Raw genomic sequence first — 20,729 nt, 5'->3', positions numbered from 1 at the left:
GGTCGCTCATGCGTCCCTTGGTTTTGACCTCACCCGATACACCGGCAGAGGTAGCTTGCCGCCACCCGGGCCTCATCCTGTGAGGCCGGGCAGCTGGTTCTTGCTGCGCGGCCTCAGTTGAGCCCGCGCACTTCGATTTCCACCCGGCGGTTGGGCTCCAGGCACTTGATCAGTTGCGCTCGCGGTTGCTGCAGGTTGCAGTTCACCAGCGGTTTGCGGCTGCCTTCGCCTTGCGCGACCACCAGTTCGGCGGGCACGCCCTTGCCCACCAGGTAGGTGCGAATGGTTTGGGCCCGTTGCCTGGAAACCTGCAGGTTGCCTTGGCTGTCACCGAGCTGGTCGGCGTGACCGGAGATGATGATCTTGCCGATGTCCGGGGTGTTGAGCAGCTTGCTGGCGATCGCACTCAGCTGGTTCTGGCCCTCGTTCTTCAGGCTCTGGAAATCAGCGCGCCCGAAGGCGAACAGCGTGTCCGATTCCAGCGTGATGGTTTCGATCGAGCGCAGCGACTGGGCTCGCAGGCTGTCGATGTAGTTGCGTGAACTGGAAATCAGGAAGGCGTTGTCGAGAATGCGCGGCACATCCGGCTCACGGATCTGCTCGCTGTAGAAGCTGATCTGGCGGCTGGCGTACAGGTAGTCCTGGTTGCCACCGGCCTGGTCGCCGGCCGCAGCCAGGCTGTTGCCGGTCTGGCGGGCGATGGCCGGGTACCAGTAATCCGGCAGACGTGCCTTGAGCACCGCCGGGTCGGCCTTCTCGCGTTGGGCTGGCGAGAGCATCAGGTAAGTGTCCAGGGTCGCCTTGCCGAAGTCGGCGATCGACTGCGCGCGGTTGTCATGCGGCAGGGCCTCGGCCTCCACACTGTCGACGCCACTGACCGGGTGCAGCTCGCGGGTGTTGCGCTGGTACACCTTGAGCGTGGTCAGCAGGTACAAGGTGCGCGTCAGGTTGTCGGCCGTGGGCTTGAGCATGACGTTCTGCAAAGTCGCGAAATAGCGGTTGCGCAGCACCGGCTCCAGCGCATGGCCCTGGTACAGGCCCAGGCGCATGCCGAGCGGTACGCCCTGCTCATGGTGCTGCTGATAGTAATGCGCGGTCCAGAAACGCAAACGGTCAAGGCTGCGCCAGGCGGTGTACTGGTCGCTGATTGCCCGGTCTTGCGCCTTGGCCTCGGCCAGTTCGCCGCTGATGCTGGCCAGAACGGCGCGGTTGTTCAGGTACGACCAGCCCCAGAGGCTGCACAGCACAAGGCCAGCCAGGCCCGCAGCGCCCACCCAGGCAGCCTTGCGCCGGCGTTCGCGGCGGTTGCTGGTGTACAGCGCCACCAGGTGCTGGTCAGGGATGATCACTTTGCGGAACAGGCTGTTGATGAACAGGGGGGCAGGCTGGCTGCCCGGGCGTGCAGCGTCGTTGCCATACTCCAGGGCAAAGCGCTCGGCTACATGCTGGCCGTGGCTGCCCCACTGGGCCTCGTCGGCCTCCAGCGCGGCGGTGAAGTAAAAGCCCCGCAGCATTTCGGCATTCTGGTAGGGGTTGGCACGCAGCAGGCTGTCGACGAACTGCTGCAGGCGTGGCTTGAGCGCTGCCAGCTCCAGCGGGAAGCGGTACGCGGCGTCGTTCTGCCGGGTAACCTGGATATCCTGCTGCACCAGTTGCTGGCTGGCCACTTGCTGCCAGTAGCCGCTCAGTTCGTCCATCGCTGCGCCGAAGCGCCGGCCCCAGTCGGCCTGCTCATAGCCTTTGTGCGAGAAGGTCTTGCCCATCACTTCGCCACGGGCGGCATCATCGAGCTGGCGGTAGAACGGGGTGAAGCCGGGGATCAGGTCGCATTTGGTGAACACCAGGTAAATCGGCAGGCGCACTTCGAGCAGCGTGCAACTTTCCTGTATGCGTTCGCGCAAGCGTTTGGCCACTCGCTCCTGGTCCTCGGCGGAGCCATGCAGGATATCGGCAATGCTGACGCTGACGATCAGGCCGTTCAGCGGCCTGCGCTGGCGATGCTGGCGCAGCAGCTGCAGAAAGCCCCGCCATTTGCCGGCCTCTTCGGGGCTGTTCATGTAGCGCCCCGCGGTGTCGAGCAATACGGCTTCGGAGCTGAAGAACCAGTCGCAGTTGCGGGTGCCGCCCAGGCCGGCGACGCGCGCGCCCTCACGCTCGGCGTAAGGGAAGCTCAGGCCCGACTGCAGGATCATGGTGCTTTTGCCCGCCGCCGGCTGGCCAATCACCAGGTACCAGGGCAGGGCGTACAACGCATCCTTGGCCGCAGTGCCGCGCGGCTTGTTGCTGTGCAGGCGCTCGATACTGTGCAGCAGGCGCTCGCGCAGCAGGCTGATTTCCTCGCGGTCTGCCGGCGTTGCGTTGAGCACGGCCTGGTCGGCGTCGTCGCGCAGCAGGCCTTCGAGGTTGTGGTGCTGGCCGGCGCCGCGGTACAGCAGCAGCACATAGCCCGCCGACAGCAGCAGGAACAGACCGATGCCTGCCAGCAGGCTGGGCAGCGAGGCAAAGCCCAGGGCGCGGCCGATCGCCCAGACCAGGAAGATCGCCAGGAAGAACGCCACCCCCAGCAGGTAGGGTTGATAACGCAGGCAGTAGTACTTGATCTTGTTCATACGGGCGTCGTATCCAGCGCATCGACGAACTGGTCGATGACGTGTTCAAGAGGTCGGTCGTAGGCGTGTTGGTGCGCGGCGCCAGGCAGCGGGCCGAGCAACCCCAGGTGCTGACGCGCCTCGGCGCAGCCGCTGAGCAGGCGATAGGCGCTGCTGGCATGTCGCGCCGGGAAGCAGTACAACCGGGGGTGCATGAAGTCGTCGGCCAGCAAGCTGATCGCCGGCACGCCGGGCTGGCCGCTCATGCGTGTCAGCCAGGTCAGCCACAGGTCCGCCGTGGGGTTTTTCAAGCCGCGTTCGGCCGGCAGCGGCAATTCGATGCCGCCGTCGAAGTCACTGTGCAGCGCGGCGTGGCTGGCCTGCAGCCGCGCCAGTGCGGTAGCACTGTCAAAGCTTGGCCAGGAGCCGTGCAAGGCACGTGCGACGTCGGCAAAGCTGAAATCGTGGAGGAACTTGGCATGCACCCGGCGGAACAGGTCCAGGTCCTGCGCCTGCAGCGGGCGCAGGGCCTGGATCTGCGCGAACAGGCGGGTGCAATCGGCACCTTGCACCGCCTGGTGCAGCAATGGCTTGATCTGCGCGCTGAACAGTTCGCCAAGGGTGAACGGGTTCACCAGCGCAGTACCTTCCTCGCCCTTGAGCAGCTGGAAGATGAAGAACGGGTAGCGCCGCTGGCTGGCATCCTGCGAGCTGAGCAGGCCACCCAACAGCCAGTTGCCATTGCGGGCGCGGTAATTGAAGGCGCACATCGGCAGCCCGTCGAACAACGCCTGCCAGTCGTCACGGTCGCGCATGGCCGCCAGCGAAGACTGCAGCCAGGCATCGAACTCGCACACTTCCTCTGCCGCGCCATGCAGGCTGACGAAGTCGGCGCTCGACGGTAGCTTGCCGAAGCAGCCGATCATTGCGCGCCCCTGCCGTTGAGGGCGCTGAGGGCCTTGACCTCACCCAGGTCGGTCAGCTTGACCCCGCCGAAGTTGCGCACCACCAGGCTGACCCGGCCATTGGCGGTGTTCCAGCTGAAGCGCTGCTGAATGCCGTCGACGTCTTCGACGCGGGCACTTTCGTTCATGCGCAGCAGGCCCCAGCGCCCTGGGAAGTCGAACACGGTGACCCGCGTGCCGCTCAGGGTTACTACATCCAGACGCGCGCCGGGGGCGTTGCTGGCGCCTGGCCAGGCAAAGCGGTTCCAGCTGCTGCGGCCGTTGCGGTAATGCTGTTCCTGGCCATCGAGGGTAAACACGATGTCGGTGAAGCTGGCCGAGGGTTCCAGCATGATCTCGAAACCGTTGTCGCGGTCCGACAGGCTGGCGATGACCTGGCCCACCGAACTGGCCTTGTCGATGCTGTTGAGCATGCCTGGGTTGACCAGCGCCGGCCCCTGGCCGTCGCCCACCCCCAGGCCTTCGCCGCCGGCCAGGTTGCCGATTTCGTTGCGCTTGAAGGCCGGCAGCAGGCCGCTTTCGGGGTCGACGAAACGCTGCAGGTCCTTCACCGACGCTTCGTTGCGGCTGCCCCCGGCGATCGGGTAGCGGTGCGCCATGACCTGTTCCCAGGGCTTGGCGATCTGCTGCGCCCAGGCTTTGGCAATCTGTTGGCCGGCAGGGTCGCGCAGGGTTGCCCAGGCGTACTGGATGGGCAGGCTGAACAGGCCCTGCAGGGAGCGTGACAAGCCGTCCTGGCTGGTGTCGACACTGCTCTCCACATAATTGCGCACGCGGGTGACTTCGCTCGGCTGGCCTTCCAGGGTTTCGCTGATCAGCTGCTTGCTGCTCTTGCCGACATCCTGCGAGCGCTGGATGTTGTTCATGCGTACCTTGAGGTTGCGCAGGGCCGCCAGATAGCGGTCCATGATGGTGCTGTCGGCGCCTTCGGCGTTGTTTTCCGCGAACACCCGTGCCACCGGCTCGAAACGCCTGGCCAGGCTGCCGTCATCAACGGCCGGCAGGCTCGGCGCGACGCTGGCCGGCAGGTTGTCCTGGGCATCGAACAGCCCGCTGACCTTGCTCCAGAAGCCGTCTTCGCGGGCGGCGCCAGGCGTCGGCAGCGCATGCTTGGCCGGCAGGTCCCACTGGGTGTTGTCGTTGACGGCTGCCAGCAGGTGCTTCACCGGCGAGTTCTGCACGTCGCTCAGCAGGCCCAGTTGCTGGGTTGCCGACGCCAGGTCGGCAAAATGGCGCACGCCGACGCTGCTGACCATCTTGTACCAGGCCTGGGTATAGTCGCGTTTGTAGCGGGTCATGAACTCGCGAATGAAGTTGGCTTTCTGCACGATGGCATCGCCGCCTTCGCCGTCCAGCACCCAGTCCGATTCATTGCGCAGGTTGCCCGACAGCAGCTTGATCAGCTCTGGCTTGACGAAGGTATCCCAACCCTGGCGGCTATAGATAGCCGGCACGCCGGCAGAGCCATACAGCAGTGCCCGGCCGGGTTGCGGCACCAGGTCGTTGAGGGTCAGCGCCGGGAACTGGCGGCTCGACTCGAGTTGCAGGCGCAGGTATTCGCGGTCCACCAGCGAGCTGGAAAGCATGAACGACTTGAGGTTTGCCCGGGTTTCGCTGATCAGCTGGTCGTTGCGTGGCAGCGCTGGCGCTTGCCCCTGTTCCAGCAACTGCACGTACAGCGGCACGTTTTCTTCGATCACGCCAGCGTCAGCCGCAATGGTTTCACCTGCAGCGTCTTTACCTGCAGCGCCGGCCCAGGCCTTGGGCAGGCTGGCGGCGACGAAGGCACTGTCTGGATGCTGCTGTGGTTGGGTCAACAGCAGGTACAGCTTCAGGGTGTTGTAGGCCTCGATGATGGACGCGACCTGTTGCTCGTCCAGGCGCCCGAGCATTTCTTCGGACAGCGACAGGCCACCGGTGGTGGCGGACAGTTCGGCGGCGTCGCTGGCGGTAGCCAGGTTGACCTTGGCCGCGTAAGCCCCGGCACGGGTGTTGCCCAGCGCAGCCTGCGCCTTGGCGGCGACAGCAGGTGCCAATGGTTTGCCGTTGCGTTTTTTCCGTTGCGGCGCTGGGGTGAATTCCAGCGCCTGGTTGATACCGCTGGCGAAGGTGTTGAATGCTCGCATCTGCACTTGCAGGCTGCGCGCGACCGGCTCCAGCGCCTGGCTGCGCAACTGCGCCAGGTAGGCTGTGCGGGTCACTTCATGGATTGCATCGCCATGATAAAGGCCCGCACCCAGTCGCAGCGGAACGCCCTGCAGGCGATGCGCTTCTACCATGGCCATCTGCTCGCGCAGCACTTCCAGGCCCTTGCCGGCGGCCAGCAACTGCGCCCGGTCGTCAGCCTGCTCAAGCTGCGCCAACTGCCCACGCAGGCTATCCAGCCACTGGCGGTTGTTGGCGAACGACAGCGCCTGCCAGCCGATGAACAGCACCCCGGTTGCCGCTGCCACGGCCAGCAGCAACGGGCTGAAGGCGCTCTGGCGGCCCAGCCGCGACTGATACAGGGTGAGGTCACGGTCAGGGAAGATCACCCGGCGGAAGGTGTCGGTGATGAAATAGCTGCGGTTGCCCACTGCTTTGGCGCAGTGCCCGGCGGCGTCGTCCTGGGCGGGCTGAAGGGCGAACTCCTCGGCGACCGCGTCTTCGTACACCTGCCCCAGCTGCTGTTCGGTCTGCAGCGCGCTGGTGAAGTACAGCCCGCGCAGCAGCAACGGGGTGCCGCCGCGGTGGCCGCGGGTGAAGGGTTCGAGGAACTGTTCGAGCACATCGCCCAGTGCGGCGAAGTACTGCGGGAAATTCAGCAGCGTGCTGTCGGCGTCGGCGCCGAGGGCGATCGTCTGTGCGTCGACATGCCGGCGGATGTGCCGTTGCAGGTTGTGCAAGCGGTTCTGCAATGCGCCATGCAGGCCGTTGTTGCGAATTTCCGACAGGCCAAAGGTCATGCCCAGCGGCTGCTGGCGTTCATGCAGGTCCAGGCCCTCGAAGGCCTGGTTGAAGCCTGGCAGCTGGTCGGTCTTGCTCAGCATCAGGTAGACCGGTGGGTTGGCTTCAAGGCACTCGGCGTACTCTTCCACCCGCGCTACCAACTGGGCGGCAAGCGCATTGCGCTCATCGCTGTTGGCTGCCAGCAGTTCGGGCAGGCTGACCACCAGCACCAGGCCATTGATCGCCGCCTTGCCGCGCTGCTTGCGCAACATGCGCAGAAAGGCCGAGAACTCGCTGGCCGACTGGTCGTCGCGCAGGTAGCGGCCGGCCGTGTCGATCATCACCGCGTCCGGGCTGAAATACCAATCGCAGTGCTGGGTGCCGCTGGCGCTGTCGTTGCCCGTGGCAATGCTGGCCGAAAGGCCCGAATGGGTCAGCAACGAAGTCTTGCCAGCGGCCGACATGCCCACTACCAGGTACCACGGCAGGTCGGACAGCGCCGCCTTGCCGCCACCGCCGGCGGAGCGGTCGGTACGCAGCATGGCGATGGCGTGCTTGAGGCGCTCGCGCAGTACTTGCTGGTCGCGGAACTCACCGGTGGCATTCCACGAGCGATCGACTTCGAGCTGCAGCAGGTTCTCCAGATTGTGCTCGGCGCGGATGCGCTGGTATTGGCGCAGCACGATGACCAGCAGGAAGCAGGCGCTGATGATTGCCAGCGCCTCCGGCAGGTGGTGACGCAGCCACGGCAGCAAGGGGGCGGCAAGCCAGCAGATCAACAGGCTCGCCAGCCACAGCAGTGGCAGCAGAACCCAGAAACTTTTCAATAGGCGGAGTAATGTTTTCATGTCTTCCTGACTCGGCTACCTGAACGGGGCTCAGGCACTGAACAGCTGGCGAATTTGTTCTGAAAGGGCGGCGACGTCCTTGTCCAGCAACCAGTCCAGCGTCAGGTAGACAGCGACGCAGACCAGCGCGATCAACGCCAGGTACACCCACAGCGGCACTTCATGGCGCAGCATCTGCGACACCTGGTCGGGCAGGGCCCAGTCCGGTGACAGCGCACTGGGCGCCTTGCGGTAGCGGGCGATGTCCTGGCCGAGGCTGTTGGCCAGGTAGCGCAGCTGGTCCTTCTGACCGAGGCTGAACTTGCCTTCGAAGCCCAGGGCCAGGCACAGGTGATAGACCTCGAGCACGTCGATGTTCTGCTTGACGTCGGCGCGCAGCGCGTCGACCTTCTCGAAAAAGCCTTCACCGGCCAGGTGCACGCCGAAGTAGCGGAACTGCAGCGGCTGCAGCTCGAAGTGCCGGCGCAGTTCGTTGTCACCGGCGCGCAACACGCTTTCGTCGAGGAAGGCGCACAGCGCGTACTGGGTATCCTTGACCTGCTCGACGCTGTAGTTGGCCGCACGGGCATCGCGTTCCAGGTTGGCGAAGAAACGCTCGACGCTGCCTTCGAAGGCCTGCACCGACGTGACCTGGCGGCCACGGCGCACGATCAGCGCCATGCTGACGAAGTCCTGGACCAGTGCCTTGAGTGTCGGTTTTTCCTGGGCGGCCACAGCGGCGCCCTGTTGCAATGCGGCTTCGGTCATTTGAGCACCGCCATCAGTTCAAGCTTCAGGTTGGTAAGGGCGCCGGGCGCATAGAAGCAGATGGTCTGGGCGTTCATCATCCGCTCGTAGACATGGCCATGCGGCTCGATCGCGAAGTACTGGTTGTCCAGGCGCACCGGGATCGCGTTGGGCAGCCGCGTGGCATGGTTCAGGGTGACCCCGGGCATGGCGCTGTTGACCACCACTTCGATGTCCTCCGGGGAGCCGATCTTGACCGCCCGCGGCACCAGTTCAAGCAGGCTGGCACCGGGCATGTCGGCGTGCACCGAAACATAAAAGTCGGCTTCGGCCAGGCGCGGGTCGCGCAGCTGGCCCTGCCAGTACGACGGTTTGGTCTGGGTCAGGTTGATCACCACGCACTGGTTGGGCACGACGTTGTCGAGCATCACCCGGATCATCTCGTCCAGCCTGGCCAGCGAAGCCGCCGGGTCATGGTGGTCGTACTCGGGGATATCGCCGAGCTGGGTGTCCAGGGTGAAGGTCAGCAGGCCCCCGGCGAGGTCGGCCAGGAACAGGTACAGGCGCTCTGGGTTCAGGCGCGGGTGGGCAAGCAGATGGGCCAGCTGTGGGTGGGCGCGGTTCACCGTGTTCAGCAACCAGAACAGCGTGACATCGCTGGAGCCGAACTCGGCGATCTGGTCGGCACGCTCGCGACGCCGGCCGGACAGCGCCTTGCTCTTGGCCTGAAGGGCACCGAGCAGGCGCTTGCCGATGCCGGCCAGGGTCTCATGGTTGCCCAGGTGCAGGGTCGGATGGACAAAATGCGGGTCGAGGTTGAAGCCGCCCATGCTGTTGCGCGTCAGCTTGACCAGCGGGCAGTGGCTGTAGCCGTCCAGGCTGTCGCCGTCGACCAGCAGCACCACGTTCAGGCGCAGGCTGGTGATTTCGTTTTCCAGCTCGCCTTCGTTGAGGTCGGGCAGGGTGTCGAACTGTTTGCGAAAGCGCCGTGCCGCCTTGTGTTCCTGGCCGTCCTCGACGTAGTTGCGGCCAAACGGCTCGGCCAGCTTCAGCGCGGCATGGACTTTCAGGTCGTTGGCCTTGAGCAGGTCCTTCAGGTCGCGCGCGGCGGGCAGCGGGTCGTGCTGCGGTGCGTCGTAGAGGCTGCCGTCGGGAAACACCAGCTTCAGCCGCTTGAGCTGCAACGTACCGTTGGCCAGGGCATCCTCGTCCACCTGCAGCGCCTGCACGCCCCAGTTGAACGGCGTTGCGCGCAGCGAAGCCTCGGCCAGCTGGTGCTGGTGAAACTCATCCTGATACTGGAAATGCTGGGGCAGCAGGAACATGCCTTCCGACCACATGACCCGGCTCTGCTTACTCATTTGGTGCCATCCACGAGAGAGTTGAAGGTTGAATCCATGGCGTTGCGTGCCGACTGGCCGGCGGCATCGCTGGCCTTGTCGAGCACCGCGTCCTGCACCTTGTCGGTGAGGCCTGGCGGGGCCTGCTCGGCGTTTTGCGCGGCGACCAGCGGGTCCGCAGCAGGCGCTGTGTTCAACACGTCGACGCCACGCATGGCGCTGATTTCGGTGTTGTCCACCAGCACCCGCAGGCCATCGGAGGAGAACCAGATACCGTCCTTGCGCAGCGAGTTGGCGTCGAACGCGACTTTCCAGCGTGCCCCCTGTTCATCGCGGAAAAACGCCGCCATGCCGACGTAGCGCGCGTTCTTCGGCAGCGGCCACTGGTCGATCTGGCCGATGCCTGGCAGCAGGGTGATTTCGCGAGCCTCGACCAAGGTGTTGCCCAAGGCTTTTTCCGGGCTGGCCCACAGGGTCTCGGCGTCGGCCGCGGCGAAGCGCTCGAGGTCGGTCAGCTGGTACACGCGCATCACCACCGACAGCGGCTGACCGTTGGCGTCGGGGTTGAGGTGGTTGCCGCCGTCGGACGTCAGGATGACCTTCTCGCTGTCGGCCAGCATGTCGGCTGCCCAGCTGTCTTCCATACGCTTGCCGATGCGGTCGGTGACCCCGCAGCCGGCCAGCGCCAGCAGCAGGGCTGCGGCGGTCAGGCGTTTGAGGGCGGTGTGCTGGTGATGCATGACGGCTAAATCTCCGAAAACGGTTCAGGCCAGGCGATAGGCGAAATCGCCATCGCTACCCAGTTCGATCACCAGGCGCTCGATTGGCGAGCCCTGGGCCATGCGCTCGAGCACGCGCTGGGCAAGCTCAGGCATCAAGGTCTGGGACAGGATGTTGTCGATGTTGCGCGCACCGCTGTCGACCTCGGTGCAGCGTGCCGCGATGGCGTTGACCAGCGCTTCGTCGTAGCTGAGTTCGGCCTGGTGGTTGCGGGCGAAACGCCTGGCAATGCGCTCGAGCTTGAGCGCGACGATGCGCGCCAGGATCTGGTCCTGCACCGGGTAGAACGGCACGATGCTCAGGCGGCCGAGGAAGGCAGGCTTGAACACCTGATTGAGCTCGTCGCGCAGGCCTTCGACGATGGCCGCGGGCGTTGGTCGCTCGGCGGCATTCAGGCAGGTCTGCATGATGCGCTCGGTGCCGGTGTTGGAGGTGAGGATGATCACGGTATTGCGGAAGTTGATCTCGCGCCCTTCGCCATCGTCCAGCACACCCTTGTCGAACACCTGGAAGAACAGTTCGAGCACATCGGGGTGGGCTTTTTCTACCTCGTCGAGCAGCACCACGCTGTACGGCTTGCGGCGCACGGCTTCGGTCAGCACACCGCCTTCGCCGTAGCCGACGTAGCCCGGTGGCGAGCCCTTCAGGCTCGATACGGTGTGCGCTTCCTGGTATTCGGACATGTTGATGGTGATCAGGTTGCGCTCGCCGCCATACAGGGTATCGGCCAGGGCCAGGGCGGTTTCGGTCTTGCCGACGCCACTGGGCCCGAGCAACAGGAACACGCCGATCGGCTTGTTCGGGTCTTCCATGCGCGCGCGGGAAATCTTGATGCGTTTGCCTATTTCGTGCAGGGCGTGGTCCTGGCCCAGCACGCGCTCGCCGAGCAGGGCCGGAAGGCGCTGCACGGTGTCGATCTCGTCACGCAGCATCTTGCCCAGGGGGATGCCGGTCCAGCCGCTGATCACCTGGGCGATGGCGCCACTGTCGACCAGCGCGTGCACCAGTGGCTGGTCGCCTTGCACGCGGGCCAGCTCGGCACGCAGGGCATTGAGCTGGTGGGCGTCGGCGTCGTTTTCGGCATCCAGGGCCTTGAGCTGCTCGACCAGTTCCAGCTCCTGCTGCCATTGGCTGCTCAGCTGTTGCTCGCGCTGCTGCTCGGCCTGCAGGGCAGCCTGCAGCTCGCCCAGACGGCGGGCATGGTCGTGGCCCTTGCCGGCTTCGTGGCCAAGCACGGCGATTTCCGCCTGCAGGTTGTCGATCTGTCGGCGACAGTCTTCCAGCGCCCCAGGCTGCGACGACTGCGCCAGGGCAATGCGCGCACAGGCGGTGTCCAGCACGCTGACTGCCTTGTCGGGCAGCTGGCGGCCGGTGATGTAGCGGCTGGACAGGCGCACCGCCTGCACCAGCGCTTCGTCCATTACCGCAACCTTGTGATGCTCGCGCATTTTCCCGAGCAGGCCACGCAGCATGTGAATGGCCTTGTCTTCGTCGGGCTCTTCGACCTTGACCACCTGGAAGCGGCGGGCGAGGGCGGCGTCCTTCTCGAAGTACTTCTTGTATTCGGCCCAGGTGGTGGCGGCAATGGTGCGCAGCTCGCCACGGGCGAGGGCGGGCTTGAGCAGGTTCGCGGCATCGTTCTGCCCGGCCTGGCCGCCGGAGCCGATCAGGGTGTGCGCTTCGTCGATGAACAGGATGATCGGGTGCAGGCTGCGCTTGACCTCTTCGATCACTGCCTTCAGGCGGTTCTCGAACTCGCCCTTGACCCCGGCGCCTGCCTGCAGCAGGCCCAGGTCCAGGGTATGCACGGCCACGTCCTTGAGCACTGCCGGCACATCGCCTTGGGCGATGCGCAGGGCCAGGCCTTCGACCACTGCGGTTTTGCCGACCCCGGCTTCACCGGTGAGGATGGGGTTGTTCTGGCGGCGGCGAGTGAGAATATCGACCATCTGCCGAACTTCGAACTCGCGGCCCAGCACCGGGTCGATACGGCCTTCACGGGCGCTTTGGGTGAGGTTGATGGTGTACTGGTCCAGCGCCGGGGTCTTGCCGCCGGCCTTGGCACTACTGGCTGCCGGTGCTGCCGGGCTGGCCAGCGGGCTGGCTTGCCGGGATTCGGTGCTGCCTTCTACCAGGCCAGTGAGGTTCAGGCGCAGGTCGTCGGCGTTGATTTTCTCCAGCTCCGGCGCCGAGGCGATCAGCACGCGCCGCAGTTCAGCGTCGTCGAGCAGGGCCAGCAACAGGTAACCGCTGCGCACCTGGCCGACACCGTATTCGATCGACGCCAACAGCCAGGCCTGCTCGATCATGCGGGTGATATGTGGCGACAGGGCCGGGGTGCGGGTATTGCCTTTCTTGAACGTGCCCAAAGCCGTGACCAGCTGCGCCTGCAGGCGTTCGGCGACCACATCGTAGTGGCGCATGATCGGCGCCAGGTCGCTGTCGCCGGCGTCGAGCAGCTGCAGCAGCAGGTGCTCCACTTCGACGTCGTAATGGTGCTCCGACAGGCACAGGGCCGCCGCGCTTTCAGTGGCCGTGCGGCTGGTTTCGTTGAGCTTGGCGAACAGAGACTTCAGGTTCACAAGGCGACCCCATCGTAAGGTATTTGGAAGACGGCGCAACGCGAAGGCTCCGCGTCACGACCGGGGCGTTTGAGCCAGCCCAGCCAGCCCAGCGCAACATTGCCGCTGCGGCCCAGCTGGGCGCGCGGCACTGCCTCACGCTGCAGGCGCGGGGCGATTTCGAAGTCCAGCTGGGCGCCGATATAGAAGCGCACCAGCTCGACCAGCTTGCGGTAGCACGCGGTGCCCGGCTGAAAGCGCCGGTAATCGGCCAGGCTCAACGGGCCCAGCTCGATACGAATGCTCGACTGGTAGTCCCAGACCCGGTTGCCGGCCACGGCGCTGTGGCCGAGCTGGGCGTTCTTGCGCCCGAGCTGGGTGCACTGTTCGGGCTGCAGGTGCAGCCAGCGCCCGGCAAACTGGCACACCGTGACCGGCAGCGCGAAATAGAAGCCGAGCATGCGCTCAAGGTTCAGCGCGTTGCGCGGCTTCTGGCTGAGCAGGCCGGCAAAATAGCTGAACAGCTCGCGGCGCAGCGCCGTCGGCTGCTGCTCGAACTTGAGCTGCTGCGCGCGCGGGCCCAGGCCGACCAGGTTGAGCAGGTAGCCATCGAACGCCGAAGCGCCATTGCGTTCGTGTTCGATATGAAATTTGTACTTCTGCCAGGCCTCGTAGAACAGCGTGGTCATGCGGTGCGAGAAAATGTCGAGAAACGCATGGGCCGCATCGTCGCGGTACTGCACATGGCGCTCGAGCAGCAGCTCGGTGTACGGCCGCGGCAGTACGCCCGATGGCCCGACCAGGCCCATGAACGTGACCTGCAGCTCGGACAGCGGCAGGCCGGCCGGCGACACTTTGCCTTCACGCTCGAAGTGCAAGTCGCTGACCTCGCTGGCGGGGAACGCCAGCGACAGCTGGGTGCGAAAGCGCAGCGGGTCTTCATGCGGCCGGGTTGCCAGGTCCATGCGCCCGGTACGGCTGTAGTGCAGGCGGAGCAGACGCACCAATTGAAAGAATTCGAATCGGTGCGGCTCGGCTCGGGCCTGATCGATCAGACCAGGGGCTGATCGCCAGTGCGGGCTGGCCATTGGGCGACTCTCTTTTCTCGTTGTTGGGTGCGCAGGGTCAGTTGGGTAAAGCTGTTCATCGAGCAGTACTGGCCGAAGAAATGGTCCAGCACCGTGCCGAACAGAAACACGCCGCTGCCGGTGAACTGGCTCTCGTCCAGGGTCAGGGTAATGCCGACACCGCGCACGAAGTTCGGCCGCGGGTGGCCGATACGGGCAACCACCGGCTCGCTGTCGATGGCCTTGATGCCATTGATCTGCTTGCGGATGGCCGACACGTTGCGGTAGTTGTAAAGCGACAGCAGTTCGAGCAGCACCTCGCGGCCCTGGCTGACCAGCGACAGGTGGTTGAGCGAAAGGTGGGCGATAAGCCGCCAGATCAGCCCTTTGCCCAGTGGCACCCGCACGGTGGCGGTAGGCTTGCGCAGGCAGCGGATGTCCTTGATCACCGAGTTGGCCGGGATGTTGAAGTCGCCGCGCTCGCCACCGAACGGCAGCATCAGCGGTACATCGCGGTTGCTGCAGGTCAGCCCGATGCTGAGGGTGTCATTGCTGGCGTCGATCAGTTCGAGGTTACGGTCGACCACGCGGATGCTCATGGCCGTGGCATCGCCCTGGCTGCGTCGCCGGGCCGTCCAGAAACTGCTGCGCGGGTCCTGTTCGCCACGTGGCTCGAAGAACGGCTGGCAGGTGTCGACCTGATCGACGCCGCCCAGCTTGCGCACCCGCCGTACGCGGTCGATCGATACCACTTCGGCGGCATTGTGCAGCCGTGTGTCCGGGGTGACCGGGTACTCGTGGCGGGTGTGCGTCAGCTTGATCGGCTCGGCCTGCTGGCGGAACAGGTTGATGATCGGGGTGCAGTTGAGCTTGAAGTTGTTGCGCCCGATGTTCTGGGTCAGCCGGGTCAGGCGATCGCTGAGGTCGTAATCGGAGAAATAGAAATTCAGCTCCACCTGCTCGACGGCCTTGCCCTGCAGGATGCGGGCAAAGCCGCTGAGGTCGAAGAACATGAACTTGTCGGGGAAAGTGAAGTACTCGTGCAGCAGGCGGTAACCCAGGAACGAGCGTTCGGAGTAGTCCACCAGGCCTTCGTCGCGGGCATAGCCCACGGGCTTCAGGGCATCGGCCGCAAGGGCCACTTCGCGGGTGCGGCCCTGGTCCTGGAAGCTCAGGGTAACCTTGGCCAGGTTGTTGAACAGCAGCTCGTACAGCTGCAGCATCAGCGTCGCTTCGCCGTCGAGGAAAAACCTCAGGCAGTCCATTTCCATCTGCCCGAACAGGGCATCGCCGGTAGCCCCCAGGCGGATCCGCAGGTGCGCCACCAGGTCGGCGCTGTGGCCATTGAATGCCGACCGTTCCATCTCGCTGAACGAGGCCTGCTGCACGGCGATAGGCCACAGCGCTACCGGGTAGCAGGTGCGGAACTTGCAGACCACGCCTTCCACGGCATTGGCATGCATCTCGGTATGCCGTGCAACGCGGTAGGCTTCGGTGACCTTCTCGTGCTTGCCCAGGCTCAGCTCGGCGATCGACATCGACGGGGTAGGGCGCAGGTAGTGGGGGTACAGCACCTCGAGGAAAGACTCGACGATTTCCGGAAACTCGTCATCGAGCTTTTTGTGCACCCGCGCAGACAGGAACGAGAACGCCTCGATCAGGCGCTCGGTGTGCGGGTCCTCGCAGTTGTCGCCCTCTATCAGCAGCCGCGAGGCGATCTTGGGGTACTGCGCAGCAAACTCCTGGCCGAGGAAGCGCAGGTGCGACAGTTCCCTTTCGTAGTAGGGCAGCAGTTCGTCGAGCATCAGTTGAGGTTCTGCACTTTGTATTCCTGGGTGTTGACCTGCAGCACAGCGTCGAACGACACCTGGCGGCTGATGTCCTGCAGGCGCAGCACGGCGTCTACCCGGAAGGTCAACATGCGATGGCCGTTCTGCTGGGCCAGCAGCTGCACACGGACCCGGCGAAAGCGCCGGTCGCCGGTGCTGATCGCCCGCTCCAGCTGTTGCTGGATCAGGCGACGATCATGCGGGTCGAGCACGCTGCGGCTGATGAAGTCGGGCATGCCGTATTCAAGGATGGAGCCACCAAGCTGGCTGAAGCCGGCGAGCTCGGCGGCGACCAGGGACTGGCGGGTATTCACCAGCACCTCGAGGTCGCGGACGATGCTGGCCTTGTACTCGGCCAGCGAGCAGGTGCGTTGCACCGCCGGCTCGGCCGACTGAAAGGGTCGGTCGTCCAGCAGCCGGTCGAGCAGCGAGGGCAGCAGGCGGGCCTGGTTACTCATGTGTCATCCCTGTACACACCGGGCCGTCAGCCGCGCGCGCCTTGTGGCAGTTCGGCGACCAGCCGCAGCGAAGCGGTCAGTTCGTCCAGCTGGTAGTGCGGGCGCAGGTAGGTCACGGCCTTGTACACGCCTGGCTTGCCTGGCACCTCGAACACCTCGGCGCGGGCCTCGCGCAGCGGGAATTTGGCCTTGGCCTCCTGGCTGGCGGTGTCGTCGAGCAGCACGTAGCTGGCCAGCCACTGGTTGAGGAACCGTTCCACGTCCATGCGCGAGGCGAAGCTGCCGATCTTGTCGCGCATGATCGCTTTCATGTAATGGGCGATGCGCGAGGTGGCGAAAATGTACTGCAGCTGCGCAGACAGGCGGGCGTTGGCGTTGGCGATGTCGGTGTTGTACTGCTTCTGCTTTTGCGCCGACTGGGTGCCGAAGAACGCGGCGTAGTCGGTGCCCTTGCAGTGCACCAGGGGGATGAAGCCCAGGTCCGACAGCTCTTTTTCGCGGCGGTCGGTGATGGCGATCTCGGTCGGGCACTTGAGGGCGATCTCGCCATCGTCGGTCTTGAAGGTATGGGTCGGCAGGCCTTCGACCAGGCCACCGCCTTCCACACCGCGGATCGCCACGCACCAGCCGTAGCGGGCAAAGGCATCGGTGACCCGGGTGCCAAGGGCGTAGGCGGCGTTCATCCACAGGTATTTGTCGTGGTCGCGGCCGTCGACGCTTTCGACGAAGTTGAATTCCTCCACCGGCGTGGTATCGGGGCCATAGGGCAGGCGCCCGAGCACGTGTGGCAGGGTAAGGCCGACGTAGCGCGAGTCTTCCGAGGCGCGGAACGACTTCCACTTGGCGTATTCGACGGTATCGAAGATGTTTGCCAGGTCACGCGGGCCGGACATTTCGGTAAATGAATCCCAGCCGAACAGTTCGGGGGAGGCCGCCGAGATGAACGGCGCGTGGGCCGCAGCTGCCACGTGCGAGACTTCTTCGAGCAGGTACAGGTCTTCGGGGTTGCGGTTGAACTCGTAGTCGCCGATCAGCATGCCGAACGGCGCACCACCGAAGGTGCCGTACTCTTCTTCGTAGACCTTCTTGAACAGCGCGCTCTGGTCGAATTCGCTGGCGGCCTTGAGGTCGCGTACCAGGTCCTTCTTCGAGGCGTTGAGCAGGTGGATCTTCAGCGTGGTGCTGGTTTCGGTCTGGTCGACCTGGTATTTCAGGCCGCGCCAGGACGCTTCCAGCTGCTGGAACTCACGGGCGTGCATGATCTCGTTCATCTGCTCGGAGAGCATCGCGTCGATTTCGGCGATACGCGAATCGAGCACGGCGATCAGGTCTTTGCTCGGGGTCATCTCGCCCTCGAGCACCTGGTTCACCAGTTCGCCGATCAGGTCGCGGGTGCGGTTGCGCTCGGTGTCGGAGCGGGCCACGCGGCTTTGCGAAATGATGCTGTCGAGCAGCGAGGGCTGTGGCGCGAAGTTTTCCACTTCGACCAGGTCGCCGGCCTGTTGCGGTGCGGTTTGCTTGTCGGTCATGTTCGGGCTCCTGCTCAGGGGCGATCGCTGCTGGATGGGTCGTTCACTTCGGCTTCACGGCCGAATTCCTTGCCCAGGGTCTTGAGCTTTTCGGTGTTCTGCAGCACATCCATCAGCAGCTCTTCGAGCTTGTCGTTGCCGCCCATCTTGTTGCGCAGGTCGGCCAGCTTGTTGCGCACTTCCAGCAGCTTGCGCAGCGGCTCGACTTGCTTGACCACGTTCTGCGGCTCGAAGTCTTCGAGGCTGTTGAAGTTCAGCTCCACGCCCAGCTGGGTGCCGTTACGGGCCAGGGTGTTGTCGACGCGGTAGGTGAGCCGCGGCTTGATGCCCTTGAGCACGCCGTTGAAGTTGTCGCGGTCGATGAACACGAACTTGCGGTCCTTGAGCTTGGGCAGCGGTTCCAGCGGGTTGCCGGAAAAGTCGCCCAGTACGCCGACGACGAAGGGCAGTTCCTTTTTCTCGATGGCATCGCCGATGTCCACGTCGTAGGTGATATGAACCCGAGGCGCGCGAACGCGGTCGAGTTTGTGCTGGGTGCTTTCCTTCTTCGCCATCGTGTTCTCCATTGCGAGCAGTTCGCTGCGAATCATTGCGCGGGCCGTTGCCAGGCCCTTCGCGTTACAGGCCTTCGATCGTCAGCAGCAGGCGCTGACGGATTTCGTCGTTCATTTCCAGAATGTTGTCGCGGCCGACCAGCTCTTCGAAGCTGGTGTTGCCGGCAATTTGCGTGCTGCTGCGGATAACCGAATCGTCGGGTAGTGCCGATCGCACCGGCGAGCTGATAACGCAGAACGGCAGGTCGCCCAGGCCCTTGAGGCGCTCGAAGCTGAGGCTGAAACGCAGCCCTTCGAACAGCCGGCCAAGGCCTGGCGACTTGCTCAGGCAGTAGAACAGCACCAGGTAATGCACCACGAAGCGGTACAGCTCGGCGCTGCTGCGGTTGGGGTCATTGATGACCGCGCGAAAACGCGCCAGCTCGAAGCCCTGGAAGCCCACCACCCAACGCACCGGGCTGGTGATCCGGATGACCTGCCCACTCGGGGCCAGGACCTTGTCGTATTCCAGCGGGAACAGTTCCGGTGTGGTGCTGATGAGGTTGAGCGGCACTTCCAGCTCACTGACCAGCTGGAACGGTGCGGCCGAGCCGATGCGTTCGTAGAGTTCGATCAGCGACTGGAAGTGGCCCTGGGTTTCACGCCCGCTGCTGCGCTGGGCGCCTTGCAGGTATTCGCCAAACAGGTTTTGCGGACGAATCAGCGGCGCCGCGGTGGCGAGGTAATCAGCCGCCTGCGCTTTCAGCGCATCGGCGATCGCCCGCGTCTGGCTACGCAGCTTGATCAGTGCTTCGACATCGAATGTCTGGGTCATCGGTGCATCGTCCATGTGCCTGCTTGATCGTCCTGAAACGCCAGTGGCGAGGACCTGAAAATCGCGCCTTTCGGCTGCGGAAAATTGGGTGCTGGCACATGAATATCGTGTTGCCAGCAATGCCGAGTAGGGCACCCCGCTGCGGAAGAAGTTCCGGCAAGGGAGGCGATTTTTTCCCCGTTTTGTGCAGAGACGCAATAATGGCGCCGTGACATTGGCTGTGTGTTGGGGGCGCAGAAAACGGGGCCTCGCCCCTAAAACGTGGGCGTGCAGGGCTAAAAAAAATGCTGAAAATCGCGGGTAAAAATTTTTTATAAAAAGTGAAGCAGGTCTCACTTTTGGGCCTGGGCGCAATCGTATGGGCACTGGCAAGGTTGCCGTATGATGATGGCAGTACGGGCAGGGGCTGGGCATCGAGAGCGTGCATCACGCATGATGATTGGCAGCTACGGCAGTAACGGCTAGCGCTCACCGCTCTCCAGGCAGGCATAAATCACTGCCAGTCAGTCAAGGCGAATGGAGCTGCTGCGCAGCCCATCGCCGGCAAGCCAGCTCCCACCCAGACTGCATCGAATTCATGTGGGAGCCTGGCTTGCCGGCGATGGGCCGCAAAGCGGCCCCAATTGCCTTTTCGCTGCGCGGCCAGATCGGTCGCCTTTCGCACATAACCGAAAGAAATCGTGGGTTTCCTGGCGTACCTGATGTGATCAGTTTGACGTAATCAGGGCTTGCTCATTTTAGCTTGGAGCATCTGAAAAGCTTTCGAGCTTCGGCCGTCGATGAGTTCGATGTAAAACGAGGCATAGAGCGCTTCAAGGTCGCGGCATGCGCCCAGCCGGGTTTCGGTGAAGTAGCGATGGCCAGGGATATCGCGCGCCTCCATGGGGGTGGTAATTTCTTTATTCGCAGCTCGCTTGAGCAAGCCATCCAGATCCTGAAGCAACAGGGCTGCAGCGCGCTCTTGCTGTTGATAGTGCTCAAGCGAGTCGCGCAATGCCATGGCTGCGAGTTTCAGTGCATCTGGATTCATCGTTGGATTCCTGGTTGTCTATCGAACCGAGAAGCCTTGAGTGTTGATCATTAGCCCCGGTTAGGGGCCAAGTGCCGAAGCGCTTCGCCTGCTCGCTATAGGCTATCTGGGCGCGGTTTTCAGTTTATGCGGCATCAGTCGTAGGCCGGAGGTCTTTTTTAGCGGCCATCGACCTGAACGCAAATATCCTTGCCATCGATTACCTTGCATGGCCAGTTATCGTTGATGTAATGATCCGGCTTGAAACATACCCGCTCATCGTTGACCCAGAATAAATGCCAGGCTGAGCCTGAGATCAGCAATTTTGAACAGGGCGTGTAACCTCTGGCCAGTAATGCGCCGGAGGTCAGGATCATTACGGCAGGTACGATATAGAAAAGTGTTTTCAGCGACAGTGCGAACATCAATGTCTGGAAGCGGTGCAGGCGCGAGCCGAGGGGTGGGTCAAACTTCTTGCCTGTCAGTGCGCACGTAGCGGTTCCCACGAGCAGAATGGCAAGCGCTGGCGGCGCCATAAGCAGGCCAAAAGCCAGGTAGGGGGTTTCTACTACGGGCGCTGCCCGGTAAAGCCTGCCGTACAGGGGCAGCAGGTAGTGCGCATAGGCGTACACCGAGAAACCACCGACCAGCAGTAGCATGATGATGAATACGATAGCCAGCAGTCTGAATTTGACCGGTGTGAGTTCCAGTGATGGCAGAGTCGGGTGCATGT

At 63.9% G+C, this 20,729-nt stretch carries 15 protein-coding genes; all 15 read right to left on the bottom strand.

All coding sequences use genetic code 11. The annotated features are described in order from the left end of the window. Positions 1-113: 113 nt before the first annotated feature. Entirely contained in the window at positions 114-2,609 is a 2,496-nt protein-coding gene (tssM, locus tag AC5O5R_RS14480; RefSeq protein WP_172221634.1) for a type VI secretion system membrane subunit TssM, read from the bottom strand. Further along, positions 2,606-3,514 (bottom strand): type VI secretion system-associated protein TagF, encoded by a 909-nt coding sequence (tagF, locus tag AC5O5R_RS14475; protein ID WP_172221637.1) that lies wholly within the window; start codon positions 3,512-3,514, stop codon positions 2,606-2,608. The genes tssM and tagF overlap by 4 nt, the downstream gene beginning before the upstream one ends. Then, on the bottom strand, positions 3,511-7,329 hold the full coding sequence (locus tag AC5O5R_RS14470) for a type VI secretion protein IcmF/TssM N-terminal domain-containing protein (protein WP_172221640.1): 3,819 nt from the start codon (positions 7,327-7,329) through the stop codon (positions 3,511-3,513). Before AC5O5R_RS14470 ends, tagF begins: the two co-directional genes overlap by 4 nt. Before the next feature lie 30 nt (positions 7,330-7,359). Next, positions 7,360-8,076, bottom strand: coding sequence for a type IVB secretion system protein IcmH/DotU (gene icmH / locus AC5O5R_RS14465; RefSeq protein WP_172221643.1), 717 nt, complete (start codon positions 8,074-8,076; stop codon positions 7,360-7,362). After that, positions 8,073-9,416, bottom strand: coding sequence for a type VI secretion system baseplate subunit TssK (gene tssK / locus AC5O5R_RS14460; protein WP_172221667.1), 1,344 nt, complete (start codon positions 9,414-9,416; stop codon positions 8,073-8,075). The genes icmH and tssK overlap by 4 nt, the downstream gene beginning before the upstream one ends. Next, positions 9,413-10,135 carry a type VI secretion system lipoprotein TssJ gene (gene tssJ, locus AC5O5R_RS14455; protein ID WP_172221670.1) on the bottom strand — a complete coding sequence of 241 codons (723 nt, stop codon included), beginning with the start codon at positions 10,133-10,135 and terminating at the stop codon, positions 9,413-9,415. Before tssJ ends, tssK begins: the two co-directional genes overlap by 4 nt. Before the next feature lie 24 nt (positions 10,136-10,159). Continuing rightward, positions 10,160-12,757, bottom strand: a complete 2,598-nt coding sequence (tssH, locus tag AC5O5R_RS14450) for a type VI secretion system ATPase TssH (RefSeq protein ID WP_172221673.1) — start codon at positions 12,755-12,757, stop codon at positions 10,160-10,162. Then, on the bottom strand, positions 12,754-13,824 hold the full coding sequence (gene tssG, locus AC5O5R_RS14445; protein ID WP_172221676.1) for a type VI secretion system baseplate subunit TssG: 1,071 nt from the start codon (positions 13,822-13,824) through the stop codon (positions 12,754-12,756). Before tssG ends, tssH begins: the two co-directional genes overlap by 4 nt. Then, positions 13,788-15,608, bottom strand: a complete 1,821-nt coding sequence (gene tssF / locus AC5O5R_RS14440; RefSeq protein ID WP_172221693.1) for a type VI secretion system baseplate subunit TssF — start codon at positions 15,606-15,608, stop codon at positions 13,788-13,790. The genes tssG and tssF overlap by 37 nt, the downstream gene beginning before the upstream one ends. Continuing rightward, positions 15,608-16,090, bottom strand: coding sequence for a type VI secretion system baseplate subunit TssE (tssE, locus tag AC5O5R_RS14435; protein ID WP_172221696.1), 483 nt, complete (start codon positions 16,088-16,090; stop codon positions 15,608-15,610). The genes tssF and tssE overlap by 1 nt, the downstream gene beginning before the upstream one ends. 26 nt (positions 16,091-16,116) lie before the next feature. After that, complete coding sequence (tssC, locus tag AC5O5R_RS14430; protein WP_172221714.1) at positions 16,117-17,619, bottom strand: type VI secretion system contractile sheath large subunit; 1,503 nt, start codon at positions 17,617-17,619, stop codon at positions 16,117-16,119. Positions 17,620-17,633: 14 nt separating this feature from the next. After that, positions 17,634-18,173 (bottom strand): type VI secretion system contractile sheath small subunit, encoded by a 540-nt coding sequence (gene tssB / locus AC5O5R_RS14425; protein WP_172221731.1) that lies wholly within the window; start codon positions 18,171-18,173, stop codon positions 17,634-17,636. Positions 18,174-18,237: 64 nt separating this feature from the next. After that, positions 18,238-18,987, bottom strand: coding sequence for a hypothetical protein (locus AC5O5R_RS14420; protein ID WP_172221735.1), 750 nt, complete (start codon positions 18,985-18,987; stop codon positions 18,238-18,240). Between the two features lie 721 nt (positions 18,988-19,708). Next, positions 19,709-20,017, bottom strand: coding sequence for a hypothetical protein (locus AC5O5R_RS14415; protein ID WP_172221738.1), 309 nt, complete (start codon positions 20,015-20,017; stop codon positions 19,709-19,711). 158 nt (positions 20,018-20,175) lie between these two features. Next, positions 20,176-20,727 (bottom strand): hypothetical protein, encoded by a 552-nt coding sequence (locus tag AC5O5R_RS14410; RefSeq protein WP_172221741.1) that lies wholly within the window; start codon positions 20,725-20,727, stop codon positions 20,176-20,178. Between the last annotated feature and the right edge of the window lie 2 nt (positions 20,728-20,729).

This window comes from Pseudomonas sp. 8_5_2 (assembly GCF_059295255.1).
Note: the sequence above shows the minus strand (reverse complement) of the source record. Positions and strands in the feature narration are given on the sequence as shown.